21 protein-coding genes are annotated in these 25,878 nt (G+C 61.3%); 11 read left to right on the top strand and 10 right to left on the bottom strand.

Annotated elements, in window-relative coordinates; genetic code table 11:
- Positions 1 to 15: 15 nt before the first annotated feature.
- The 7 genes from QR290_RS06410 (at position 16) to QR290_RS06380 (ending at position 8,540) form a co-directional block, all read left to right on the top strand.
- Entirely contained in the window at positions 16 to 531 is a 516-nt protein-coding gene (locus tag QR290_RS06410) for a L,D-transpeptidase family protein (RefSeq protein WP_007954614.1), read from the top strand.
- Positions 532 to 863: 332 nt separating this feature from the next.
- Complete coding sequence (locus tag QR290_RS06405) at positions 864 to 1,595, top strand: GntR family transcriptional regulator (protein WP_435875077.1); 732 nt, start codon at positions 864 to 866, stop codon at positions 1,593 to 1,595.
- Between the two features lie 30 nt (positions 1,596 to 1,625).
- Positions 1,626 to 2,732 (top strand): N-acetylglucosamine-6-phosphate deacetylase, encoded by a 1,107-nt coding sequence (nagA, locus tag QR290_RS06400; protein WP_289204565.1) that lies wholly within the window; start codon positions 1,626 to 1,628, stop codon positions 2,730 to 2,732.
- The gene (locus QR290_RS06395) at positions 2,713 to 3,735 is read left to right on the top strand and encodes an SIS domain-containing protein (protein ID WP_007954611.1); all 1,023 of its coding nucleotides are present in this window, start codon (positions 2,713 to 2,715) and stop codon (positions 3,733 to 3,735) included. Before nagA ends, QR290_RS06395 begins: the two co-directional genes overlap by 20 nt.
- Before the next feature lie 35 nt (positions 3,736 to 3,770).
- Positions 3,771 to 6,284 carry a phosphoenolpyruvate--protein phosphotransferase gene (gene ptsP / locus QR290_RS06390; RefSeq protein ID WP_289204564.1) on the top strand — a complete coding sequence of 838 codons (2,514 nt, stop codon included), beginning with the start codon at positions 3,771 to 3,773 and terminating at the stop codon, positions 6,282 to 6,284.
- Between the two features lie 23 nt (positions 6,285 to 6,307).
- On the top strand, positions 6,308 to 8,023 hold the full coding sequence (gene nagE / locus QR290_RS06385) for an N-acetylglucosamine-specific PTS transporter subunit IIBC (RefSeq protein ID WP_289204563.1): 1,716 nt from the start codon (positions 6,308 to 6,310) through the stop codon (positions 8,021 to 8,023).
- A gap of 313 nt (positions 8,024 to 8,336) precedes the next feature.
- A complete protein-coding gene (locus tag QR290_RS06380; RefSeq protein WP_289204562.1) occupies positions 8,337 to 8,540 on the top strand; it encodes a hypothetical protein in 204 nt (67 codons plus the stop codon).
- Between the two features lie 159 nt (positions 8,541 to 8,699).
- Here QR290_RS06380 and QR290_RS06375 read toward each other — a convergent pair whose 3' ends face one another.
- The gene (locus QR290_RS06375) at positions 8,700 to 9,011 is read right to left on the bottom strand and encodes a Nif3-like dinuclear metal center hexameric protein (protein ID WP_115076650.1); all 312 of its coding nucleotides are present in this window, start codon (positions 9,009 to 9,011) and stop codon (positions 8,700 to 8,702) included.
- A 5-nt stretch (positions 9,012 to 9,016) separates the two neighbouring features.
- Complete coding sequence (gene purL / locus QR290_RS06370) at positions 9,017 to 12,913, bottom strand: phosphoribosylformylglycinamidine synthase (RefSeq protein ID WP_115076649.1); 3,897 nt, start codon at positions 12,911 to 12,913, stop codon at positions 9,017 to 9,019.
- Between the two features lie 285 nt (positions 12,914 to 13,198).
- Here purL and mltF point away from each other — a divergent pair, with 285 nt between their 5' ends.
- The gene (gene mltF, locus QR290_RS06365) at positions 13,199 to 14,659 is read left to right on the top strand and encodes a membrane-bound lytic murein transglycosylase MltF (RefSeq protein ID WP_289204561.1); all 1,461 of its coding nucleotides are present in this window, start codon (positions 13,199 to 13,201) and stop codon (positions 14,657 to 14,659) included.
- Between the two features lie 53 nt (positions 14,660 to 14,712).
- On the opposite strand, the gene pdxJ is transcribed toward mltF, so the two are convergent.
- From pdxJ to lptF, 8 genes are all read right to left on the bottom strand, one after another.
- Entirely contained in the window at positions 14,713 to 15,456 is a 744-nt protein-coding gene (pdxJ, locus tag QR290_RS06360; protein WP_064382428.1) for a pyridoxine 5'-phosphate synthase, read from the bottom strand.
- A 47-nt stretch (positions 15,457 to 15,503) separates the two neighbouring features.
- A complete protein-coding gene (recO, locus tag QR290_RS06355; protein ID WP_289204560.1) occupies positions 15,504 to 16,193 on the bottom strand; it encodes a DNA repair protein RecO in 690 nt (229 codons plus the stop codon).
- Between the two features lie 168 nt (positions 16,194 to 16,361).
- Positions 16,362 to 17,264 carry a GTPase Era gene (era, locus tag QR290_RS06350; protein ID WP_011332590.1) on the bottom strand — a complete coding sequence of 301 codons (903 nt, stop codon included), beginning with the start codon at positions 17,262 to 17,264 and terminating at the stop codon, positions 16,362 to 16,364.
- The gene (gene rnc, locus QR290_RS06345; protein ID WP_011332589.1) at positions 17,257 to 17,946 is read right to left on the bottom strand and encodes a ribonuclease III; all 690 of its coding nucleotides are present in this window, start codon (positions 17,944 to 17,946) and stop codon (positions 17,257 to 17,259) included. Before rnc ends, era begins: the two co-directional genes overlap by 8 nt.
- Positions 17,947 to 18,128: 182 nt before the next feature.
- Positions 18,129 to 18,983 carry a signal peptidase I gene (gene lepB, locus QR290_RS06340; protein WP_064382430.1) on the bottom strand — a complete coding sequence of 285 codons (855 nt, stop codon included), beginning with the start codon at positions 18,981 to 18,983 and terminating at the stop codon, positions 18,129 to 18,131.
- A gap of 9 nt (positions 18,984 to 18,992) precedes the next feature.
- A complete protein-coding gene (gene lepA / locus QR290_RS06335; protein ID WP_115076646.1) occupies positions 18,993 to 20,789 on the bottom strand; it encodes a translation elongation factor 4 in 1,797 nt (598 codons plus the stop codon).
- Positions 20,790 to 20,961: 172 nt separating this feature from the next.
- The gene (gene lptG / locus QR290_RS06330; RefSeq protein WP_115076645.1) at positions 20,962 to 22,023 is read right to left on the bottom strand and encodes an LPS export ABC transporter permease LptG; all 1,062 of its coding nucleotides are present in this window, start codon (positions 22,021 to 22,023) and stop codon (positions 20,962 to 20,964) included.
- The gene (gene lptF / locus QR290_RS06325) at positions 22,016 to 23,137 is read right to left on the bottom strand and encodes an LPS export ABC transporter permease LptF (RefSeq protein ID WP_064593584.1); all 1,122 of its coding nucleotides are present in this window, start codon (positions 23,135 to 23,137) and stop codon (positions 22,016 to 22,018) included. Before lptF ends, lptG begins: the two co-directional genes overlap by 8 nt.
- A gap of 307 nt (positions 23,138 to 23,444) precedes the next feature.
- Here lptF and QR290_RS06320 point away from each other — a divergent pair, with 307 nt between their 5' ends.
- From QR290_RS06320 to QR290_RS06310, 3 genes are read left to right on the top strand one after another with little or no spacing between them, the layout of a single operon-like run.
- The gene (locus QR290_RS06320; RefSeq protein ID WP_115076644.1) at positions 23,445 to 24,935 is read left to right on the top strand and encodes a leucyl aminopeptidase; all 1,491 of its coding nucleotides are present in this window, start codon (positions 23,445 to 23,447) and stop codon (positions 24,933 to 24,935) included.
- A 60-nt stretch (positions 24,936 to 24,995) separates the two neighbouring features.
- On the top strand, positions 24,996 to 25,424 hold the full coding sequence (locus QR290_RS06315) for a DNA polymerase III subunit chi (protein WP_115076643.1): 429 nt from the start codon (positions 24,996 to 24,998) through the stop codon (positions 25,422 to 25,424).
- An 8-nt stretch (positions 25,425 to 25,432) separates the two neighbouring features.
- Positions 25,433 to 25,825, top strand: a complete 393-nt coding sequence (locus QR290_RS06310) for a DNA polymerase III subunit chi (protein ID WP_115076642.1) — start codon at positions 25,433 to 25,435, stop codon at positions 25,823 to 25,825.
- The last annotated feature ends 53 nt before the right edge of the window (positions 25,826 to 25,878 follow it).

The raw sequence follows: 25,878 nt of genomic DNA, 5'->3' as shown, positions 1-25,878 counted from the left end.
TGGGGAATCGTTTCAATGCGCTGGTTGCTTGCCCTGTTCTGCCTGTCGTTCGTCACCGTCTCCCAAGCGTCATTCGTGACCACCGTGACGCCTTCGAACACCCCGCTCATCGAAAAAGTACTGGTGCTCAAATCGGCCCATCAACTGCAACTGATCGCCGACGGCAAGCCCCTCAAGAGCTATCGTATTTCCTTGGGCAAAGGCGCGAAAAAAGGCCCGAAACTGATTGAGGGCGACAAGCGCACACCGGAAGGTTTCTATTGGATCGACTGGCGCAAGACCAGCGACAAATTCAACCTGTCGATGCACATCTCCTACCCGAACATCAGCGACTCCGCCCGCGCCCGCCGCGAAGGCGTCGAGCCTGGCGGAATGATCATGATCCACGGCACGCCGGACTCCGAGGACAACCCGGAACAACTGTTCCACACCCTGGACTGGACCGACGGCTGCATCGCCATGCGCAACGTCGACATGCGTGAAGTCTGGAACCTGGTGCCGGACGGCACGATGATCGAAATCCGCCCCTGATCCTGTCACTTGGGAGCACGCTCCCACCGAGGGCCGCCAAGCGGCCCTTTCCCCCGACCATTGGTCGCTCGCAAAAAATAAATAAAAAAGATCGCAGCCTGCGGCAACCCCTGAACGGTGATACCACTTTCACCCGCCAGAACTGCTGCAGACTGCGATCTTTTGATTTCCAGCCCCCACCTCTAATACCACTTGAAACCACCCACCCTGAAACACCCGAACCCAAAGGACTACAGGCCTTTGCGACGCGTTGACATGGTATGCAAGTGGTATTAGTTTTCGCCGAAATACCGAGCGACAACAATCCTATACCAGCGCCGGAAATGCCTTACATGAACGACCTCCACGCCCTACGCCCAGACGACTCCCAGCCGACGCCGCTGTATTTGCAACTGGCGCGCAACCTGGAAGCAGCGATTCATGCCGGCCAGTGGAAAGCCGAACAGGCGATGCCGTCGGAGCGCAATCTAAGCGAGATGCTGGGGATTTCCCGAGTCACCGCGCGCAAGGCGCTGGAGGTTTTGCTGGACCAAGGCCTGATCCGCCGCCTGCAAGGTTCCGGCACCTTCATCACCCCGCGCCTTGAACAACCGCTGTCGCGCCTGTCGGGGTTCAGCGAGATGCTGCGCCTCAAGGGTTTCGTGCCCAGCTCGCAATGGCTGGAACGGGAAATCACCCTGCCCACCCACGAAGAACTGATCCGCCTCGGCCTGTCGCCGAACGACAAGGTTGCGCGCATGAAACGCCTGCGCAAGGCCGACGACACCGTGATGGCCATCGAGATGAGCACCCTGCCCGCCTCGATCATGCCCAAGCCACAGGTGGTGGGCGATTCCCTCTACGAACACCTCGACAGCATCGGCAAACCGATCGTGCGCGCCTTGCAGCACATCCAGGCGATCAACGCCTCGGACGAGTTCGCCGCACTGGTCGGCATCACCCCCGGCACCGCGATGCTGCTGATGACCCGGGTCGGCTACCTGGAAGACAACACGCCGATCGAAGTCACCGACACCTATTGCCGCAACGACTACTACGACTTTGTTGCAGAGCTTCGCCGCTGATCAGCAGCCAGGCCAAACGAGAGAAGCGAAATGTCTGAAGACAACATCCTCACCGCTGACGGCTGGATTCGCGGTCGGCTGAACCACGAACACGGCAGAGTCGTGTCGATCGAAGGCGAGCCTTGCGATCCGGCGACCAATGACCTGCCCTATCTGCTGCCGGGTTTCATTGACCTGCACGTCCACGGCGGTGGCGGCAAGGACATCATGGAAGGCGCCAGCGCGTTCGAGACCATCACCAAGACCCACGTGCGCTTTGGTACCACCTCGCTGCTGGCCACCACGATGACCGCGCCAAGTGCCGAGATCGCCAGCGTGCTCAAGGAGGTCGGCGAATTCTGCGAGCAGCGTCCGAAAGGCGCCGCCCGGGTCCTCGGCGTTCACCTCGAAGGCCCATACATCAATCCCGGCAAACTCGGCGCCCAACCGAATTTCGCCCACACCGCATTGATGGCCGAAGTCGAAGACTATCTGGCGCTGGCGCCAATCCGGGTGATCACCATCGCGCCGGAAATCGCCGGCCATGACGGTTTGATTCGTGAACTCAGCAGCCGTGGCATCCGCATGCAGATCGGCCACACACTCGGCAGTTACGAGGAAGGCGTCGCCGCCCTCGAAGCCGGCGCGACCAGTTTCACCCACTTGTACAACGCCATGAGCCCGCTGCATCACCGCGAGCCGGGCATCGTCGGCGCGGCGCTGGCCCACGCCAAATTCGCCGAGCTGATTCCGGATTTGCTGCATGTACACCCGGGCGCGATCCGCGTGGCCCTGCGCTCGATTCCGTGCCTGTATTGCGTGACCGACTCGACCGCCGCCGCCGGCATGCCCGACGGCGAATACAAGCTCGGCAGCCACACCGTCACCAAATGCCTGGGCGGCGTGCGCCTGCCGGACGGCACGCTGGCCGGCAGCACCCTGACCATGGATCAGGCCCTGCGCAATCTGGTGAAGATCGGTCTGCCGATCGCCGAAGCCTCGCAACGTCTTTCGCAATTCCCCGCCGACTACCTCGGCATCACCGAACGCGGGCGCCTTGCACCTGGCGCCTGGGCCGACTGCGTGCGGCTGGATCGCTCACTCACACTGACCGCCGTCATGGTCGAAGGAGAAGACATTGACTTCAAAAATGCTTGAAGAGGCGCTGTCCTCGTTCGAGGCCGTGCAAGCCCAACTGCAACAGCTCGACCCGCAAATGATCGAGATCGCCGGACGCCTGCGCCGTCAGCCGCCGCAAGTGGCGATGACCGTTGCCCGTGGCAGTTCCGATCATGCCGCGAGCTACTTCGCCTACCTGACCATGCAGCAACTTGGCGTACCGGTGGCGTCGTTGCCGATGTCCGTGGTGACCATGCAGCAGGCGCCGTTGAAGGTCAGCGGTCAGGTCGCGTTCGCGTTTTCCCAGTCGGGCCAGAGCCCGGATCTGGTCAACAGCCTGCGTCTGCTGCGCAAACGTGGCGCCTTGAGCGTGTCGATGGTCAACGCCGCCGATTCGCCGCTGGAAGCTGCCTGTGAATTCAGCCTGCCGTTGCTGGCCGGCACTGAAAGCAGCGTCGCCGCGACCAAGAGTTTCATCGCCACCCTCAGCGCCAGCGCCCGTCTGATCGCCCACTGGAAAGAAGACAGCGAATTGCTGGAAGCGCACAACGCCCTGCCCGAAGGCCTGCGCGAAGCCGCGCAACAGGACTGGAGCCCGGCCATCGACGCCCTGCGCGATTGCGAGCGGTTGATGGTGATCGGCCGTGGCGCCGGTTTCGCTATCGCTCAGGAAGCCGCACTGAAATTCAAGGAAACCTCTGCGATCCAGGCCGAAGCCTTCAGCAGCGCCGAAGTCCGCCACGGCCCGATGGCCCTGATCGACGAACACTACCCGCTGCTGGTGTTCGCCCCGCGCGGTGCCGAACAGGCCGGTCTGCTGAGCCTGGCGGCCGAGATGCGCCAGCGCGGCGCCCGCGTGCTGCTGGCCGCGCCGGATGATGTGAGCGAACGCGACCTGACCTTGAGCCGTGCCGAACACCCGGCCCTCGATCCGATCCTGGCGATCCAGAGTTTCTACGTGATGGCGGCCGGTCTGGCCGTGGCCCGTGGCATGGACCCGGATCAGCCGCGACATCTGAGCAAAGTCACCCGTACGCACTGAGTCTGAACCGAACGTTTTCCTGATGAGACCGAGCCATGCACAACAACAATAAAGAGCTGACTTTAAGCGCCCCGCTCAGCGGCCCGGTGCTCACGCTCGCCAAAGTTCCGGACGCGGTGTTCGCCAGCGGCGCGATGGGCGACGGCATTGCCATCGATCCGCTGAACGACACCCTGTACTCGCCTTGCGCCGGCGTGGTGATCCACGTCGCCCGCACCGGCCATGCAGTGACCGTGCGAGCCGACAACGGCGCGGAAATCCTCCTGCACCTGGGGCTCGACACCGTCGAGTTGCAGGGCGAAGGGTTCTCGATGCTGGTCAAGGAAGGCGCGCGGGTCAGCAATGGCCAGCCGCTGCTGCGCTATGACCTGGACAAGGTCGGCCGCCAGTGCAAAAGCCTGGTCAGCCTGCTGATCCTGACCAACAGCCAGGATTTCCAGGCGCGCCCCATCACCCTGAAAACGGTGAAGGTGGGCGAACCGCTGCTGCACATCGTCGCTCGTCACAGTGCAGCGGCGAATACAGAAGAACTCGGCGGCCCTGAAGTTCACGGTCATGTGCAGGTCGCCCATCGTGGCGGACTGCATGCGCGCCCGGCGGCGTTGATCCGCCAGACGGCGCAAGGGTTCAAGAGCCAGTCGCAGCTGCATTTCGCCGGCAAATCGGCACCGTGCAACAGCCTCATCGGTTTGATGGGCCTGGCGATTGGCGAGCAGGACGAAGTGCAGGTCAGTTGCCAGGGGCCGGACGCACAGGCGGCGTTGCAAGCCTTGCTCACCGCACTGGCCACCGCCCTGCCCGAGGATCACCATGCCGCCGCACCGGTTGCCACCGCACCACGCAATCGTCCGGCCGAGGCTGGCGTGTTGCACGGCGTGTGCGCCGCACCGGGTCTGGTCGGCGGGCCGCTGTTTCGCTTGAACGCGATCAGCCTGCCGGCAGACACCGGCAATCATCAGCCCGAGCAACAATTGCAGATCCTCGACACCGCGCTGAATCAGGTTCGCAGCGAAATCGACGGCACCCTCGCCCTAGCAAAAAAACAGCGCAATGCCGACGAAGAAGCGATCTTCGCCGCGCACCTGGCCTTGCTGGAAGACCCGGCCCTGCTCGACGCCGCCCAGCAATCGATTGAAACCGGCACCGCAGCAACTCACGCCTGGAGCCAATCCATCGACGCGCAATGCGAAGTGCTGCAAAACACCGGCAGCCCTCTGCTGGCCGAGCGCGCCAACGATCTGCGCGACCTCAAGCAACGGGTGCTGCGCGCGCTGCTCGGCGAAGCTTGGCATTACGACGTGCCGGCCAGCGCCATCGTCGCCGCCCACGAACTGACGCCTTCGGATTTGCTGCAATTGAGCGCGCAAGGTGTCGCCGGTTTGTGCATGGCCGAAGGTGGCGCGACTTCCCACGTGGCAATTCTGGCCCGGGGCAAAGGCCTGCCATGCATGGTCGCACTGGGCTCGGCGCTGCTCGATCAGACACAAGGCCAATCGGTGGTTCTCGACGCCGACGGCGGGCGCCTCGAACTGACGCCGAATGCCGAGCGTCTGGCCGAAGTCCGCCAGGCGCAGATCGACCGCCAACAACGGCGCGATGCCCAGCAAGCCCAGGCCCATCTGCCAGCCGAAACCCGCAACGGCGTATCCATTGAAGTGGTCGCCAACGTCGCCTCCAGCCACGAAGCAGCGGATGCATTTGCCAACGGTGCCGACGGCGTCGGCCTGCTGCGCACCGAGTTCCTGTTCGTTGACCGCCACACAACGCCGGACGTCGAAGAGCAACGCGCCGCCTATCAAGCCGTGATCGATGCCATGGGCGACAAGTCGGTGATCATCCGCACCATCGACGTCGGTGGCGACAAACAACTCGACTACCTGCCACTACCGGTCGAAGCCAACCCGGTGCTCGGTCTGCGCGGTATCCGTCTGGCCCAGGCCCGCCCGGAGATCCTCGATCAACAACTGCGCGCACTGCTGCAAGTCAGCCCGTTGCAGCGCTGCCGGATCCTGCTGCCGATGGTTACCGAGGTCGACGAGCTGCTGCACATCCGCCAGCGAGTCGATGCGCTGTGCCTGGAACTGGGCATCAGCCAACGTCCGGAAATCGGCGTGATGATCGAAGTCCCGGCCGCCGCCCTGCAAGCCGAACAACTGGCCGAACACGCCGACTTCCTGTCCATCGGCACCAACGACTTGTCGCAATACACCCTGGCCATGGACCGCGACCACGCCGGCCTCGCCGCACGGGTCGATGCCTTGCACCCGGCGCTGCTGCGCCTGATCGCCATGACCTGCGAAGGCGCGGCGGTGCATAAACGCTGGGTCGGCGTGTGCGGCGCCCTGGCTTCCGATCCGCTGGCAACGCCGGTGTTGATCGGCCTGGGCGTGACCGAACTGTCGGTGAGCCCGGTACAGATCGGCGAAATCAAGGATCGCGTGCGCCAGCTGCACGAAGCCGAATGCCAACGCCTCGCCCGGGACTTGCTCAAGCTGAGCAGCGCCGCTGCGGTGCGTCACGCCTGTCATCAACATTGGCCTCTGCGCTAACAAAAACAACAAGGACAAACGCCATGTACCAACTCTTCATCGAAGGCCTGCAACGCCTCGGCCGGGCGCTGATGCTGCCGATCGCGATCCTGCCGATCGCCGGCCTGCTGCTGCGCCTGGGCGACACTGACCTGCTGAACATCGCGATCATCCACGACGCCGGCCAGGTGATATTCGCCAACCTGGCAATGATCTTCGCCATCGGCATCGCAGTCGGTTTCGCCCGGGACAACAACGGCACCGCCGGCCTCGCCGGGGTGATCGGTTACCTGGTGATGATCTCCACCCTCAAGGTGCTCGACGCCAGCATCAACATGGGCATGCTCGCCGGGATCGTCAGCGGCCTGATGGCCGGCGCGCTGTACAACCGCTTCAAGGACATCAAGTTGCCGGAGTACCTGGCGTTCTTCGGCGGCCGGCGTTTCGTGCCCATCGTCACCGGTTTCAGCGCGGTCGGCCTGGGCGTGCTGTTCGGCTACATCTGGCCGCCGATCCAGCACGGCATCAACAGCTTCGGCACCCTGCTGATGGAAAGCGGCAGCTTCGGCGCCTTCGTCTTCGGCGTGTTCAACCGCCTGCTGATCGTCACCGGCCTGCACCACATCCTCAACAACATGGCGTGGTTCGTGTTCGGTAACTTTACCGACCCGAGCACGGGCGCACTGGTCACCGGTGACCTGTCCCGCTACTTCGCCGGCGACCCGAAAGGTGGCCAGTTCATGACCGGCATGTTCCCGGTGATGATCTTCGGCCTCCCCGCCGCCTGCCTGGCGATGTACCGCAACGCCCTGCCGGAGCGGCGCAAAGTCATGGGCGGGATCTTCCTGTCGATGGCCCTGACCGCCTTCCTCACCGGCGTCACCGAACCCATCGAATTCGCCTTCATGTTCCTCGCACCGCTGCTGTTCCTGCTGCATGCGCTGCTGACCGGATTGTCGATGGCAATCACCAACGCACTGAACATCCACCTGGGCTTCACCTTCTCCGGCGGTTTCATCGACATGGTCCTGGGTTGGGGACGCTCGACCAACGGCTGGCTGGTGGTGCCGGTGGGCCTGGCGTATGCCGTCATCTACTACGCGGTGTTCGATTTCTGCATCCGCCGCTTCAACCTGAAAACCCCGGGACGCGAAGACGTCGCCACCGCCGACAAAGCGGTCCTGACCGAAAACGAACGCGCCGGCGCTTACATCAAGGCACTCGGTGGTGCGGAGAATCTGGTTACGGTTGGCGCGTGCACCACGCGGCTGCGACTGGAAATGGTCGATCGCAATAAAGCCTCCGATGCGGACCTGAAAGCTCTGGGCGCAATGGCTGTTGTGCGTCCGGGCAAGGGTGGAAGTTTGCAGGTGGTTGTCGGACCGATGGCCGACAGCATTGCCGACGAAATCCGCCTGGCGATGCCTGCATTGGGCCGTGCAGTGGTGACTGCCCCCGTCGCAGTTGTCGAAACCAGCGAACCCGTCGCAGTCTCCACACCCCAGGCACAGCAATGGCTGACCGCCCTGGGCGGCAGCGACAACGTGCTGCAAATGGATTGCATCGCCATGAGCCGGATTCGCCTGCAACTGGCCGATGGCAAGGCGCTGTCGGAAAGCCGGTTGAAAGAGCTTGGATGTCTGGGTGTGAGCGCGCTGGAAGATGGCGTTTGGCACTTGCTGGTGGGCGAGCGGGCGCAGAGCTTGAGTGCGGCGTTGGAGGGGTTGGTTAATCGGAGTGAGGTGAGTGCGAAGGTTTAGTTCGCTGATCCCAATCCATATATTCACACTGAAAAACAAAAAGCCTGAGAGCCTGTTGATCATCGAATGCTCAACAGGCTGTTCTTTAAATACCGCTGTAGATCGCGTTGATTCAACCTCCATCCTGGATATTCAGATTTTTTTAGATCTTTCCCCGTATCGCTGCCAACTAGATGCAAATAACTGTTAGCTTTCCCGCATATAATTATAAATTCTAAAAAACTGTCATTTTTGACAGGTTAAATTTAGCTCGACAGGTTTCAAGATCTAGATGTGTGTCTGCACCGCAGACAAAGCTCTGGAGGTCACCTTCATGCCAATTACTGAAGAAGAAATTTTAGATGCTATGAGTGCATTGTCCAGACCTGAAGTAATCAATTTGATTACTGCACTCGAGGAGCGATTCGGCGTTACTGCTATTGCTAAGCCTCAACTTGTTCGATCTGCTCTACTAACGGACGCACCGAGCGAAATCGTTACTTTGGCGGAGGATAATAAGAAGGACAGTGTTCCTTAGGCATATTCGTTTCAATGAGATTTTTGCCTTAATAGCGAACGGTTTCCAACCAAATGTAGGCGTGTCTAGTCCTGAAATAGGCGTAAATCTTATTCAGGACTAGACAGCGTTCGAAAAAACCGCTCTCCATCAGGGTAGCGGCTTTTTGCGGCCAGAAGATCAAAACTTCTCCAACCGCCAAACCTCATAAGCCGGCGTCTCGTAAGGATGGCTAGCCTTCAAAGCCGCTACCACCCCACGAATCAACTCATCGCCAACAACAAGCTCAACCTTCCACTCCTCGACCCGCTCAACCCGCCCCGCCTCACCAATAAACGGCTGACTCCCGTCCAAAGGCCGAAACTGACCAGATCCAAGCACCTGCCACGCACAGTGGTCATAGTCACCGATCCGCCCGCCACCGGCAGCGAATACAGCCTCCTTGACCACCTCGACATGACTGTCGGGAACAAAAAACGCGAGCTTGTACACAGCCCTTAGTTCACCCACACACGAGCATTACGGAACATACGCATCCAAGGTGCGTCTTCGTTCCAGTCTTCCGAACGCCACGAGTTCTGCACGGCACGGAACACACGCTCCGGGTGCGGCATCATGATCGTCACGCGACCGTCGCGGCTGGTGAGGCCGGTGATCCCGCGCGGCGAACCGTTCGGGTTGGCCGGGTAGGCTTCGGTGACCTTGCCGTGGTTGTCGACGAAACGCATCGCCACGCAACCGGACAGATCGGCCTCGAGCAGTGCCTCTTCGCTTTCGAATTCGGCATGGCCTTCACCGTGAGCGATGGCGATCGGCATGCGCGAACCGGCCATGCCCTGCAGGAAGATCGAGTTCGACTCCTGAACCTGAACCATCGCCACGCGCGCTTCGAACTGCTCGGAGCGGTTGCGCACGAAGTGCGGCCAGAACTCGCTGCCCGGGATCAGCTCGTGCAGGTTGGACATCATCTGGCAACCGTTACACACGCCGAGGGTGAAGCTGTCGTTACGCTCGAAGAAGCCCTGGAACGCATCGCGCGCACGGCTGTTGAACAGCGCGGACTTGGCCCAGCCTTCACCGGCGCCGAGAACGTCGCCGTAGGAGAAACCACCGCAGGCCACCAGACCTTTGAACTCGTTCAGGTCGACACGGCCGGCCAGAATGTCGCTCATGTGCACGTCGATCGCGTTGAAACCGGCGCGGTCGAACGCTGCCGCCATTTCCACCTGACCGTTGACGCCCTGCTCACGCAGCACGGCAACCTGTGGGCGGATGCCTTTCTTGATGTAAGGCGCGGCGATGTCCTGGTTGACGTCGTAGCTCAGCTTGACGCTCAGGCCCGGGTTGTCTTCTTCCAGCAGTGCATCGAACTCTTGCTCGGCGCAGTCGGCGTTGTCGCGCAGACGCTGGATCTGGTAGCTGGTCTCGGCCCACTGACGTTGCAGCAGACGACGCTGGCCTTCGAACACGGTGTCACCGTTGAAGGTGATGTTGATCTGGCCGTTGTTGATCGGCTGACCGATCACCGAAACGCAGTCGCCCAGACCGGCCGCGCTGAATTGCGCGAGGATGTCCGGGGTGGCGTCCTGGCGAACCTGGATCACGGCACCCAGTTCTTCGTTGAACAGGATGGCGGCGATTTCTGCCGAGGATTCAGCAACGCTGTCCAGGTTCAGGCTCAGACCGCAGTGACCGGCAAAGGCCATTTCCACCACGGAGGTCAGCAGACCACCGTCGGAACGGTCGTGGTAAGCCAGCAGGTGACCGTCGGCGTTGAGGCCCTGGATCACTGCGAAGAACGCTTTCAGGTCTTCGGCGTCATCGACGTCCGGAGCCTGCTTGCCGAGCTTGCCGTGAACCTGGGCGAGGATCGAGGCACCCATGCGGTTCTGGCCGCGACCGAGGTCGATCAGGATCAGGTCGGTGGTGCCCTTGTCCATGCGCAGTTCCGGAGTCAGGGTCTGACGGATGTCAGACACTGGCGCGAAACCGGTCACGATCAGGGACATCGGCGAGGTAACGGTCTTGTCTTCGCCGTTGTCGTTCCAGCGGGTAGCCATGGACATCGAGTCCTTGCCGACCGGAATGGTGATGCCCAGCTCAGGGCACAGTTCCATGCCGACCGCTTTCACGGTGTCGTACAGACGCGCGTCTTCACCCGGGTGGCCGGCAGCGGACATCCAGTTCGCCGACAGTTTGATGTCGGAGAGCTTGTTGATGCGCGAGGCGGCAATGTTGGTCAGGGTTTCGCCGATGGCCATGCGGCCCGACGCCGGAGCGTCCAGCAGCGCAAGCGGAGTACGCTCGCCCATCGCCATCGCTTCACCGGTGTAGACGTCGAAGCTGGTGGCAGTGACGGCAACGTCGGCCACCGGAACCTGCCATGGGCCGACCATCTGGTCACGGGCCACGAGGCCGGTGATGGTGCGGTCGCCGATGGTGATCAGGAAGCTTTTGCTCGCCACGGCCGGGTGGTGCAGGACGCGCTCGATGCTTTCGCCGATGTCGAGGTTCGACGGATCGAAGTCATCGCCCAGCTCGGCTTCGCGAACCACCGAACGGTGCATGCGCGGTGCCTTGCCCAGCAACACTTCCAGTGGCATGTCCACCGGGTTGTTGCCGAAGTGGCTGTCGGTCACGGTCAGTTGCGGCTCGGCAGTAGCTTCACCGACAACGGCGAACGGGCAACGCTCACGTTCGCAGATCGCCTTGAAGCGCTCGAAGTCGGCCGGACCGACCGCCAGAACGTAACGTTCCTGGGATTCGTTGGACCAGATTTCGTGCGGGGCCATGCCCGGCTCGTCGTTTGGAATGTTGCGCAGTTCGAAACGGCCACCGCGGTCGCCGTCGTTGACCAGTTCCGGGAAGGCGTTGGACAGACCGCCCGCACCCACGTCGTGGATGAAGCTGATCGGGTTCTTGTCGCCCAACTGCCAGCAACGGTCGATGACTTCCTGGCAGCGACGTTCCATTTCAGGGTTTTCACGCTGCACGGAAGCGAAGTCCAGATCCGCCGAGCTGGTGCCGGTGGCCATGGAGGAAGCAGCGCCGCCGCCCAGACCGATCAGCATCGCCGGGCCGCCGAGCACGATCAGCTTGGAGCCGACGACGATCTCGCCCTTCTTGACGTGCTCTTCACGGATGTTGCCCATGCCGCCAGCGAGCATGATCGGCTTGTGGTAACCGCGAACTTCATCACCGTGCGGAGTGCTGATCGACTGTTCGAAGGTACGGAAATAACCGGTCAGGGCCGGACGACCGAATTCGTTGTTGAACGCGGCGCCGCCCAGCGGGCCTTCGATCATGATGTCCAGCGCGTTGACGATGCGCTCAGGCTTGCCGTACGGCACTTCCCACGGCTGTTCGAAGCCTGGGATCTGCAGGTTCGACACGGTGAAGCCGGTCAGGCCGGCCTTCGGCTTGGCGCCACGACCGGTTGCACCTTCGTCGCGGATCTCGCCACCGGAACCGGTGGACGCGCCCGGGAACGGAGCGATCGCGGTCGGGTGGTTGTGGGTTTCAACCTTCATCAGGATGTGCACCGGCTCTTGCACCGCGCCGTACTGGCGGGTTTCCGGATCCGGGAAGAAGCGGCCGGCGACGTTGCCGACGATCACCGAAGCGTTGTCCTTGTAAGCGGACAGCACGCCTTCGCTGTGCATCTGATAGGTGTTCTTGATCATGCCGAACAGGCTTTTTTCCTGGCTCTCGCCGTCAATATCCCAACTGGCGTTGAAGATCTTGTGGCGGCAGTGCTCGGAGTTGGCCTGGGCGAACATCATCAGTTCGATGTCGTGCGGGTTGCGCTTGAGACCGTTGAAGGCGTTGACCAGGTAGTCGATCTCGTCTTCGGCCAGGGCCAGGCCCAGTTCGACGTTGGCTTTTTCCAGCGCGGCGCGACCGCCGCCGAGGATGTCGATGGCGGTCAGCGGCTTCGGTTCGGCGTGGCTGAACAGACCGGCGGCCTGCTCGAGGTTGGCCAGAACGATCTGGGTCATGCGGTCATGCAGTACGTCTGCAATCTGCTGCGCTTCGGCTTCGCTGAACTGACCGGCAACGTAGAACGCGATGCCGCGCTCCAGGCGCTGGATCTTGCTCAGGCCGCAGTTGCGGGCGATGTCGCTGGCCTTGCTCGACCATGGCGAGATGGTGCCGAAACGCGGCAACACCAGGAACAGACGACCGGTCGGCTCTTGAACCGGAACGCTTGGACCGTACTTCAGAAGGCGCGCAAGCACCTGCTGTTCGTCGCCGGTCAGGACGCCAGTGACTTCGGCGAAGTGAGCGAATTCAGCATACAAGCCACTGACAGCCGGAACCTTCTGGCTCAGTTGCTCAAGGAGTTTGCTGTGGCGAAAGGCAGAAAGGGCAGGAGCGCCGCGCAGGATCAACATCTTCGGGACAGCCTCGGGAAGGGGTGTGCTTTGAGGCCGTGCATTCTAGCCTAAACCGCCCTCAACATCACCCGAAACGCTACGCACGGTTGCACCCGGATGTCGAGTGGTGTTCCTGCCTTGAGGGTCAAATTTAACGAGTGTAGGAACGCCGGTTATTTTTTCTGTCACAAAATGCCTTTCGGGCCCGTTCCTGCGGGGTTTCGCGCGGTTTTGTGATCCCTAGCAGACAACCCCGCAACTGTCGAGATATGGCGCCCGTTGTCCTTTGCGTATACTGCGCACATGTTTTCCCCAACGGCTTTGCGTCCGCGGTACGCCAAATGGCTGATCGCTACCGGACTCTTCCTGATGCTCAGTGGCTGTGTTGATAAACCCAACACACTCGAGCGCGTAAAGGAGGATGGCGTGCTGCGGGTGGTCACCCGAAACAGCCCCGCCACCTACTTTCAGGATCGCAGCGGTGAAACCGGCTTCGAATACGAGCTGGTGAAGCGCTTCGCCGACGATTTGGGTGTCGAGCTGAAGATCGAAACTGCCGACAACCTCGACGACCTGTTCAACCAGATCGGCAAGCCGAACGGCCCGGTACTGGCGGCCGCCGGTCTGGTCAGCAGCGAACAGCGCAAGAAACAGGTGCGCTTCTCCCGCTCCTACCTCGAAGTCACCCCGCAGATCATCTATCGCAACGGCCAGTCACGCCCCACCGACGCCGGCGATCTGGTGGGCAAGAAGATCATGGTGCTCAAGGGCAGCACCCACGCCGAACAACTGGCGGAACTGAAACAGAAATATCCCGCCATTCAATACGAAGAATCCGACGCCGTTGAAGTGGTCGACCTGCTGCGCATGGTCGATGAAGGTCAGATCGACCTGACCCTGGTCGATTCCAACGAAGTGGCGATGAACCAGGTGTACTTCACCAACATCCGCGTGGCCTTCGACCTCGGCGATGCCCGCAGCCAGAGCTGGGCCGTGGCCGCCGGTGAAGACAACAGCCTGCTCAACGAGATCAACAGTTATCTGGACAAGGTGCAGAAGAACGGCACCCTGCAACGTCTGAAAGACCGTTACTACGGCCACGTCGACGTCCTCGGCTACATGGGCGCCACCACCTTCGCCCAGCATTTGCAGCAGCGGCTGCCCAAATACGAACAGCACTTCAAGGCCTACGCCAAGAAAGAAAAAGTCGACTGGCGCCTGCTGGCGGCCATCGGTTATCAGGAATCGCTGTGGCAACCGGCGGTCACGTCGAAGACCGGCGTGCGCGGTCTGATGATGCTGACCCAGAACACCGCCCAGGCCATGGGCGTGTCCAACCGCCTCGATCCGAAACAGAGCATCATGGGTGGCGCCAAGTACCTGGCCTACATGAAGGATCAGCTCGACGAATCGATTCAGGAACCGGATCGCACCTGGTTTGCTCTTGCGGCCTACAACGTCGGCAGCGGTCATCTGGATGACGCACGCAAGCTGGCGGCCAAGGAAGGGCTGAACCCGGACAAGTGGCTGGATGTGAAAAAGATCCTGCCGCGCCTGTCGCAGAAACAGTGGTACAGCAAGACCCGCTACGGCTACGCCCGCGGCGGCGAACCGGTGCATTTCGTGGCGAACATCCGTCGCTACTACGACATTCTCACCTGGGTGACCCAGCCGCAGCTTGAAGGTGATCAGGTGGCCGAGGGCAACCTGCATGTGCCGGGGATCGACAAATCGAAACCGGCTCAAGAACCCGCCCCGCTTTAACCCATCCCCAAAACAAATGTGGGAGCAAGTTTGCTCCCACAGGATGTTGATACTTAGTGTTTGGCAGCCGCCAGAATCAGCGCTTTCATCTCCGACACCGCCGACTTGAAGCCGACGAACAACGCGTGCGCCACCAGCGCATGGCCGATGTTCAGCTCATTGATGCCCTTGATCGCGGCTACAGCCTCGACGTTGTGATAGTGCAGGCCGTGGCCGGCATTGACGATCAGGCCCTGGGCCAGACCGAAGGCCACGCCATCCGCAACACGCTTGAGCTCTTCAGCCACTTCGGTCGGAGTTTCGGCATCGGCGTAACGCCCGGTGTGCAGCTCGATGGCCGGTGCGCCGACACGTTTCGACGCAGCGATCTGCCGCTCGTCGGCGTCGATGAACAGCGATACCTCGCTGCCGATCTTCGACAGACGCTCGACCGCCGCCCTGATCCGCTCTTCCTGCCCCGCCACATCCAGACCGCCTTCGGTGGTCAATTCCTGACGGGTTTCCGGCACCAGGCAGATGTGCGCCGGACGAATGCGCTCGGCGAACGCCATCATTTCTTCGGTGACGCCCATTTCGAAGTTCATGCGGGTTTGCAGCACATCCTTGAGCAACAGCACGTCGCGTTCCTGAATGTGTCGACGGTCTTCGCGCAGGTGCACAGTGATGCCGTCGGCGCCCGCCTCTTCCGCGTCCAGCGCAGCCTTGACCGGATCCGGATAGCGCGTGCCACGGGCCTGACGCAGGGTGGCGACGTGGTCGATGTTCACGCCAAGAAGAATGCGATTGCTGGTGGTCACGGATGCGCTCCTGAATGGAAAGATTCGGCGCACAGCATACGGTGAGATCAGGGCTTGCGAAACAGCTCGCGACTGACGAGGGGACGACCGCCCAGATGCACGGCCAGCGCTTGTCGCATCAAGCGCTTGGCGGCGGACAATGCGCCGGGGGCCGACCAGTCGGCTTCGGCCATGGCCAGCAGTTCGGTGCCATTGAACAGGCCGGGTTGCAGCAGATAGACCCGCTCGAGTCCGGCATCCACCTGCAAGCGGTAGAGACCGTCCGCAGCGATAGGCTCGTCATTGATGTCGGTGTTCAGGGAGAAACCGTAACCAAGGTCGTCGAGCAGCCGCCATTCGAAGGAACGCAGTAGTGGCTCCAGCGGCCGGCCTTCGGCCAATGCCAGCAAGGTCGCGGCGTAATGATCGAACACCGCCGGGTGCGGGTCTTCGGCTGGCAACAGGCGAATCAGCAGTTCATTGAGATACAGGCCGCTGAACAGCGCCTCGCCGACCATCCACGTTGCGCTGCCGACGCTTTCCATTCGCCCGACATTCTTCAACTCACCCTTGCCGCGAAACTCCACTTCCAGCGGCACGAATGGTCGCGCCAGCGTCCCGGCCTTGCCCCGCGCACTGCGCAATACCGCCCGCAGCCGACCTTGCGGCGTGAGGAAGTCCACCAGGGCGCTGGTTTCGCGGTAGGCGCGGGAGTGGAGGACGTAGGCGGGCTGGGCGGGAGGCGGGTTTTGCGACATTGAGTTCTCGATGACGAAACGCAGTTTTACACACACCCCAAAACTACTGTGGGAGCGGGCTTGCTCGCGAAAGCGGTGAGTCAGTCAAAGTATATGTCGACTGATACGGCGCATTCGCGAGCAAGCCCGCTCCCACAGGGGGTTCTCTGGTGTAGCAGAAAACCGGTGTTACAGGTCGCCGTAACCCAGCGAACGCAGCGCACGCTCGTCATCAGACCAGCCGCCCTTCACCTTGACCCACAGGTTGAGCATGATCTTGGAGTCGAACAGCAGCTCCATGTCCTTGCGCGCCTCAGTGCCGATGCGCTTGATGCGCTCGCCCTTGTCGCCAATGATGATTTTCTTCTGGCCATCACGCTCGACGAGGATCAGCGCATGGATGTGCAGGGTCGCGCCCTGCTGCTTGAACTCTTCGATTTCCACGGTGATCTGGTACGGCAGCTCGGCGCCGAGCTGGCGCATGATCTTCTCGCGCACCAGTTCGGCGGCAAGGAAACGGCTGCTGCGGTCGGTGATCTGGTCTTCCGGAAAGAAGTGATCGTTCTCCGGCAGATGGTCGGCGATGACCTTTTCCAGCGCGTCGAGGTTGTGCCCTTGTTGCGCCGAAATCGGAATGATCTGCGCGTTCGGCAGCTGTTCCTGCAACCAGGACAGGTGCGGCATCAGCTCGGCCTTGTCTTCGATGCGGTCGGTCTTGTTCAGCGCGACGATGAGCGGGCCGGTCACGTACTGCACGCGCTCCAGGACCATCTGGTCCTCTTCGGTCCACTTGGTGCGGTCGACCACGAAGATCACCACATCGACGTCTTTCAACGCCGCCGAAGCGGTCTTGTTCATGTAGCGGTTCAGGGCCTTTTCGCCACCCTTGTGCATGCCGGGAGTGTCGACGTAGATCGCCTGCACGTCGCCCTCGGTCTTGATCCCGAGCATGTTGTGGCGAGTGGTCTGCGGCTTGCGCGAGGTGATCGCCAGCTTCTGGCCGAGGATGTGGTTCAGCAGCGTGGACTTGCCCACGTTGGGACGGCCGACGATGGCAACATAGCCACAGCGCGTTGCGTTTGTATCAGTCATTGCCATTCTCCACACCCAGGGCAATCAGTGCTGCGGCGGCCGCTACCTGTTCGGCAATGCGACGGCTCACACCCTGACCCCGGCTTTTTTCATTCAATAGGACAACTTCGCACTCGACGAAGAAGGTACGGCAGTGCGGCTCGCCCTGGATATCCACCACTTCATAACGCGGCAGTTCGCAGCCGCGCGATTGCAGGAATTCCTGCAGGCGGGTCTTCGGATCCTTGTTGGTATCGACCAGCGTCAGGCCTTCGAACTCGCCGGCCAGCCAGGCCAATACGCGTTCGCGGGCGACTTCCATGCCGGCGTCGAGGTAGATCGCACCGATCAGTGCTTCCAGGGCGTCGGCCAGAATCGATTCGCGACGGAATCCGCCACTCTTCAACTCACCGGAACCCAGACGCAGGTAATCGCCCAGATCGAAACCACGGGCCAGCACTGCCAGCGTCTCACCTTTTACCAACCGTGCGCGCAAACGCGACAACTGGCCTTCGCGAGCCAGCGGGAAACGGTCGAACAGGGCTTCGCCGGCAACAAAGTTGAGGATCGCATCGCCGAGGAATTCCAGACGCTCGTTGTTGCGTCCGGCAAAGCTGCGGTGCGTAAGGGCCAGGACCATCAGTTCCTGGTCCTTGAAGGTGTAACCGAGCTGACGCTCGAGACGGCTTAGAGAAACGCTCACGGTTTACCCACGCTGAGTTCGTGGCTGGATTCCACTGCCATCGCCGGGATACGGCGCAGGCCTGGGACAATTAACGCTGTGTTCAAAAATGACGTCCTGAATATCGTGGCTTCATGCCCCGGAGCCGGTTGTGCCGACGCCAGAAATGCATTCGGCGCTGTGGTCAACAGCGCCGTGTTTGTTTACTTGATCAGGCCGACCCGCGAGAAGTTCGGCAGGTGGCTGAGTTTCGGTTCCGGCCAGCTCATCCAGACCGCGAAGGCCTTGCCGACGATGTTCTGGTCGGGAACCATGCCCAGCAGATCCTTGGGAATGTTCGGATCATCCCAGTAGCGACTGTCGTTCGAGTTGTCGCGGTTGTCGCCCATCATGAAGTAGTGCCCGGCCGGCACGGTCCAGGTATGGTCCGGCGTGGCGCGGTAGCGGCTCATTTCCTTGCGGATCAGGTGCTCGGCGGCGCCGAGTTTTTCCTTGTAGAGTTCCGCGCTGCCCAGCGTGCCCGGCTCGGAGCCGACCAGTTGCTCGGCAATCGACTCGCCATTGACGAACAGGCGCTTGTCGGCGGTGTACCGCACGGTATCGCCCGGCAGGCCGACCACACGCTTGATGTAGTTGACGTTCGGGTCGCTCGGGTAGCGGAACACCATCACATCGCCGCGCTGCGGATCACCGACTTCGATGATCTTCTTGTCGATCACCGGCAAACGGATCCCGTAGGAAAACTTGTTCACCAGAATGAAGTCGCCAACGTCCAGGGTCGGTTTCATCGAACCGGACGGAATCTGGAACGGTTCCACCAGGAACGAACGCAGCACCAGCACGATGAACAGCACCGGGAAGAACGACTTGCCGTACTCGACCAGAAGCGGTTCCTTGTTCAGCTTCTCGACCACCACCACATCAGGCTGGCTGACGCTACCCTGATAGGAGGCGATGGCAGCACGCCGACGCGGTGCCAGGATCAACAGATCGAGCAACGCCAACAGACCGCAGACGAACACGGCAATGACCAGCAACAGCGGGAAATTTAGTGACATAGGACCTGACTATTCCAACCTGAGCACGGCGAGGAAGGCTTCTTGTGGAATTTCCACGTTGCCGACCTGTTTCATGCGTTTCTTACCGGCCTTCTGCTTCTCGAGCAGTTTTTTCTTACGGCTGACGTCGCCGCCGTAGCACTTGGCCAATACGTTCTTTCTGAGCGCCTTGACGGTTGTCCGGGCGACGATCTGACCGCCAATGGCAGCCTGGATGGCCACGTCGAACATCTGACGAGGAATCAGTTCTTTCATCTTCTCGGTCAACTGGCGACCTTTGAAGTGCGAATTGTCACGGTGCACGATCAGCGCCAGAGCGTCGACCTTGTCGCCGTTGATCAGCACGTCCAGTTTCACCAGATTAGCCGATTGGTAGCGATCGAAATGGTAGTCCAGCGAAGCATAGCCGCGGCTGGTGGATTTCAGACGATCGAAGAAGTCCAGGACCACTTCGTTCATCGGCAGGTCGTAGGTCACTTGTACCTGATTGCCGAGGAACAGCATGTCGACCTGCACACCGCGTTTTTCGATGCACAGGGTGATGACGTTGCCCAGGTGTTCCTGCGGTACCAGGATGTTGGCGCGCACGATCGGCTCGCGCATGTCTTCGATCGACGAGACGTCCGGCAGCTTCGACGGGTTGTCGACGTAAATCGTTTCACCGGTTTTCAGCACCAGTTCGAAGATTACGGTTGGCGCCGTGGTGATCAGGTCCAGGTCGTATTCGCGCTCCAGGCGCTCCTGGATGATCTCCATGTGCAGCATGCCGAGGAAGCCGCAACGGAAGCCGAAGCCCAGTGCGTCGGAGCTTTCCGGTGTGTATTGCAGCGACGAGTCGTTGAGGGTCAGTTTCTGCAGCGCTTCGCGGAAGTCCTCGAAGTCGTCGGAGCTGACCGGGAACAGACCGGCGTAAACCTGCGGCTGGATGCGTTTGAAACCTGGCAGCACCGGTACGTCCGGAGTGGAGCTCAGGGTCAGGGTGTCACCGACCGGCGCACCGTGAATGTCCTTGATGCTGGCGATGATGAAGCCCACTTCGCCGGCCTTCAGGTCAGCGGTAGCGGTGTGTTTCGGGTTGAACACGCCAACGCTGTCGACCAGATGCACCTTGCCGGTGGACTTCACCAGAATCTTGTCACCCTTCTTCACGCGGCCGTGACGCACGCGCACCAGGGAAACAACGCCCAGGTAGTTGTCGAACCATGAGTCGATGATCAACGCTTGCAGCGGATCTTCGATGTTGCCGGTCGGCGCAGGAATGGTGGTAACCAGACGCTCCAGAACCTCGTCGACACCCAGGCCGGTCTTGGCGCTGCAGGTGACGGCGTCGGTGGCGTCGATGCCGATGATCTTCTCGATCTCGTCCTTGACGCGATCAGGCTCGGCCTGTGGCAGGTCGATCTTGTTCAGGACCGGCATGACCTCGAGGCCCTGCTCGATGGCGGTGTAGCAGTTGGCCACGGACTGGGCTTCAACACCCTGCCCCGCATCGACCACCAGCAACGCACCTTCACACGCGGCCAGGGAACGGCTGACTTCGTAGGTGAAGTCGACGTGGCCCGGGGTGTCAATGAAGTTCAGCTGGTAGGTGACGCCGTCTTTGGCCTTGTAATAGAGGGTAACGCTGTGGGCCTTGATGGTGATCCCGCGTTCGCGCTCCAGTTCCATGGAGTCCAGTACCTGGGCTTCCATTTCACGCTCGGCCAGGCCACCGCACATCTGGATGAAACGGTCAGCCAGCGTCGACTTGCCATGGTCAATGTGGGCGATGATGGAGAAATTGCGGATATGACTCAAATCACTCACGGATCAACACTCAAAAAGGCTGCAGGCTTGGCCCGCCGAAAAATAGCCGGGAATTGTACCTGATACACGGCGCAAGCGTCACGTTCGCCTGTCACCCGGATTGCATGCAAAAACGCCCCGGTCTGGCGACCGAGGCGTTTTCAAGGCTAAAGCGTGGGTGAAACCTTGTTCATCAACCGGCTCGACGCAACAGCCAGACACCCGCCAGCGCACAAACGCCAGCCGGTACAAGCACCGCGAACAGCGGCGAGAAGCCGAACACCAGACTGGACGGACCCAGCAGATCCTGAACGATGCGGAAGGTGAAACCCACCAATACCCCGGTGAATACCCGCTGACCGAGGGTCACCGAACGCAACGGACCGAAGATGAAGGAGATCGCCATCAGCACCAGCGCGGCGGTCACCAGCGGCTGCAACACCTTGACCCAAAATGCCAGCCAGTAACGTCCGTTGCTCAGGCCCTGATCGGCCAGATAGTGGATATAACCCCACAGACCGGTGATCGACAGCGATTCCGGCGCCATCACCACAGTGCTCAGCAATTGCGGGCTCAGCGAAACATCCCAGCGCTCGACCGGTGTATTGACCACTTCGGTGCTGCGCTCGTGGAATTTGGTGGTGGTCACGTCGGTCAGCTGCCAGTGATCGGTGTCGAACTCGGCGCGCTTGGCGAAGCTCGAGCTCAGCAGATGACGCTCTTTGTCGAAGTGATAGCGGGTCACGCCATACAGGCGACCGTTGGGCTGCACGGAGTTGATGTGAATGAATTCCTCGCCCTGACGGTGCCACATGCCGTGCTTGGCACTTTGCGCATCGCCGCTGCCTTGCGCCAGCGAACGGTTGGCCTGGGCCATGCTTTCGGTGGCCGGCGCCACGTACTCGCCGATCAGTACGCCAGCCAGCATCAGCACCAGCATCGGCTTCATTACCGCCCAGACGATACGTCCGATGGACACACCTGCAGCGCGCATTACCGTCAGCTCACTGCTGCTCGCCAGACTGCCGAGGCCGATCAGGCAGCCGATCAGCGCCGCCATCGGCAGCATGTCGTACATGCGGCGCGGCGCGGTCAGGAGTACGAAGCTCAGGACATCGACCAGGGTGTAGGTTTCGCTGACGTCACCCATCTCGTCGATGAATGCGAACAAGGTAGCCAGGCCGAGAATGATCGCCAGCACCGCGATGATCGCGACAAATACGCTGCTGCCGATGTAGCGGTCGAGTTTAACCACGGGCCACCTCCAGCGCTGCGCTGCGACGGCTGGCCAGTTTCAGGCGCAGAGGCTCCCAGTACAGCAGGCCGAGACCGATGACCAGGAAGATCGCGTGCACCCACCACAATCCGAGCGCCGGTGGAATCTTGCCTTTCTCGAGGGCGCCGCGAGCGGCAATCAGGATGGTCAGGTAAGCCATATAAAGAAGAATCGCCGGCAGCAGCTTGAGGAAACGCCCCTGACGCGGGTTGACCCGCGACAGCGGCACCGCCATCAGGGTCACGATGAATACCAGCAACGGCAGCGACAGACGCCATTGCAGTTCGGTTTTCGAGCGAATGTCGTCGCTGCCCAGCAAAGACGAGGTCGGCATGGCATCACGGTCGGTGACTTCCTCGCTGACATCCGGCTTGGGCAGCAGCACACCGTAGGTTTCGTAGTGGATGGCGCGGTAGTTGGCCTGACCCGGGCTGCCGTCGTAGCGGTAGCCGTTGTCGAGGATCAGGTAGCGGTTGCCGTCAGGACGCACTTCCTGACGGCCTTTTTCAGCCACCAGCACGGAAATCCCGCGATCCTTCTGGTTGGCGCCGAGGTTCTTCTGCGAGATGAACACACTGCCGAGGTTGACCCGATCGTCGCTCAGGGTTTCGGTGTAGGTCACCCGCGTACCGTCACGCAAGGCCTGGAAGCGGCCGGGCTCGAGGGTATCGAATTCGGTCAGGGCGTCCTGCTTGTTCAGCAGCAGCTGGAACTGGTTGGCGCCTTGCGGGGCCAGGCTCAGGCTCAGCCAGGCCACCACCAGTGCCACCAGGGTGGCCGGAAACAGAGTCATGCGAAACAGACGCTGCTGGCTCATGCCGGTGGCCGAGAGCACGGTCATCTCGCTTTCCAGGTACAACCGGCCGTACGCCAGCAGGATCCCGAGAAACAGGCCCAGCGGCAGGATCAGTTGCAGGAAGCCCGGCAGACGGAAGCCCATGATCAGGAACAGCGATCCCGGATCGAGCTGGCCCGCGGCGGCCTGGGCAAGGTATTTGATGAAGCGACCGCTCATGATGATGACCAGCAGCACGGCGCTTACCGCACTCAGGGTCAACAGGACTTCGCGGGACAGATAACGGAAGACGATCAAACCAGACACTCCAGGGTTGTCAGGCTAAGGCGGCCAAACAAGCAAACATATCAACGGGCCCGCAAGGCAGAGCCGTCGAAAAAAGATGCGGCATTATCCTGTGATTGAGGGCGCCTGTCACTGCGCACACTCACGCAAGCGTGCAATCCGTTGAAGATCGTACAACCGAGGGTTGTCAGGCGCGGTGAGCGCGGTTCAAACTGCCGCCTCTGTCGCAGGCACTGGCCTGCGCCTCTTCTCTCTATAAGCAGGCGACGGCGGACACGTCGAACGCCTGCGTGTTGACCATTCATTCAGGGATCCGGACATGGAACTGGTTGTAAAAAGCGTTAGCCCAGAAACGTTGAAAACCGCCACCCTGGTGGTTGCCGTCGGCGAAGGCCGCAAACTCGGTGTTGCCGCCAGGCAGGTCGACGAACTGAGCGGCGGCGCCATCAGCGCCGTGCTCAAGCGTGGCGACCTGGCCGGCAAGGTCGGCCAGAGCCTGCTGTTGCACAGCCTGCCGAACCTGAAAACCGAACGCGTGCTGCTGGTCGGCGTGGGCAAGGATGAAGAACTGGGCGACCGCCCATTCCGCAAGATCGTCGCCGGCATCCTCAACACCCTCAAAGGCCTGGGCGGCAGCGATGCTGTGCTGGCGCTCGATGAAATCATCGTCAAGAACCGCGACAGCTACGGCAAGACCCGCCTGCTGGCCGAAACCCTGGTCGATGGCGAATACACCTTCGACCAGTTCAAGAGCCAGAAAGCCGAACCGCGCGCCCTGAAGAAAATCACCCTGCTGACCATCAAGGCCGCTCAGGCCGAAGTGCAACGCGCCGTGAACCACGCCACCGCGATCGCCAACGGCATGGCGCTCACCCGTAACCTGGGCAACCTGCCGCCGAACATCTGCCACCCGACCTTCCTCGGCGAGCAAGCCAAGAACCTCGGCAAAGAGTTCAAGGATCTGAAAGTCGAAGTCCTCGACGAGAAGAAGATCAAGTCGCTGGGCATGGGTTCGTTCTACGCCGTCGGCCAGGGCAGCGCCCAGCCGCCGCGCCTGATCGTCATGCAATACAACGGCGGCAAGAAATCCGAGAAGCCTTACGCACTGGTCGGTAAAGGCATCACTTTCGACACCGGCGGCATCAGCCTGAAGCCGGGCGCCGGCATGGACGAGATGAAGTACGACATGGGTGGTGCCGCCAGCGTGTTCGGTACCCTGCGCGCCGTGCTGGAACTGAAACTGCCGATCAACCTGGTGTGCATCCTGGCCTGCGCCGAGAACATGCCGAGCGGCACCGCTTCGCGTCCGGGCGACATCGTCACCACCATGAGCGGCCAGACCGTGGAAATCCTCAACACCGACGCCGAAGGCCGTCTGGTACTGTGCGACGCCCTGACCTACTCCGAGCGCTTCAAACCGCAAGCGGTGATCGACATCGCCACCCTGACCGGTGCCTGCGTCGTTGCTCTGGGCGCCCACACGTCGGGCCTGCTGGGCAACAACGACGAGCTGATCGAGCAACTGCTGAGCGCCGGCAAGGCTGCCGACGACCGCGCCTGGCAACTGCCGCTGTTCGATGAGTACCAGGAGCAACTGGACAGCCCGTTCGCCGACATCGCCAACATCGGCGGGCCGAAAGCCGGCACCATCACCGCTGCCTGCTTCCTGTCGCGCTTCACCAAGAACCTGAACTGGGCGCACCTGGACATCGCAGGCACCGCCTGGACCAGCGGCGGCAAGGACAAGGGCGCCACCGGCCGTCCGGTTCCGCTGCTGACCCAATACCTGCTGGACCGCGCCAAAGCCTGAAACCGATGACTGCGAGCGGCGCCTCTCTTGAGAGGCGCCGCTTTCAGCTCAGGAACCGCAATGACCAAAGTCGACTTTTATATCCTGCCCAGCGCCGATCCTTCGGCTCGCCTGGACTTTGCCTGCAAGCTCACCGAGAAAGCCTGGCGCATGGGGCACCACATCTACCTGCATTGCAGCGATGCCGCCCAGCGTGACGATCTCGATGCGCGATTGTGGGCGTTCAAGGGTGAAACCTTCGTGCCTCACGGCCCGGCTGAAAGCGAACCGGAAGGTTTGATCGTGTTGGGATTGGGCGAGGACTGTGGCCAACACACGGATCTGCTGGTCAACCTCGACCTGAAAGTCCCGGTTTTCGCCAACAAATTCGCCCGGGTGGCGGAGGTTGTGGTGGAAGATCCGGCGATCCGCACTGCGGCGCGTGAGAGTTTCCGTTTCTACCGCGAACAGGGCTATCCTCTGCAAGACCACCGTTTACAGCGACTCTGAGTACGCCGATGGACACTCCAAAACCGCTGCAAAAACCCGCGCACCTGCTGGATGACCTCGAGTCGATCCGCCAGTTGCTGGGCGATGACAACCTGCAACCGCCGCTATTGACCGACACGGTCGACGATGGCGAACAGGAACAGATTCCAATGTTGTTCGACTCGGTCGACAACACACCGCAAGCTGTCGAGGCTGCACCCGCGCCGACGCCTGCCGCGCAGCCTGCCGCTGCGCCTGTGGATAAAGGCCCTGACGCCCTCCTGCACCTGGACAGCGAACTGCGCGCCGCGGCGCAACTGATCATGCAGGACGTGATCGACGATTTCGCCCCGCACATCGAAACCGAAATCAAACGTCGCCTCGAGGCGCGGATGGAACGGCTTCTCGGCCAGTACGAATAATTCCCGAATCTCCTGTGTGAGCTGGCAAGCCAGCTCACACATTTAAGTCTCCA

It is taken from the genome of Pseudomonas fluorescens (assembly GCF_030344995.1).
Taxonomy (GTDB): domain Bacteria; phylum Pseudomonadota; class Gammaproteobacteria; order Pseudomonadales; family Pseudomonadaceae; genus Aquipseudomonas; species Aquipseudomonas fluorescens_BF.
Note: the sequence above shows the minus strand (reverse complement) of the source record. Positions and strands in the feature narration are given on the sequence as shown.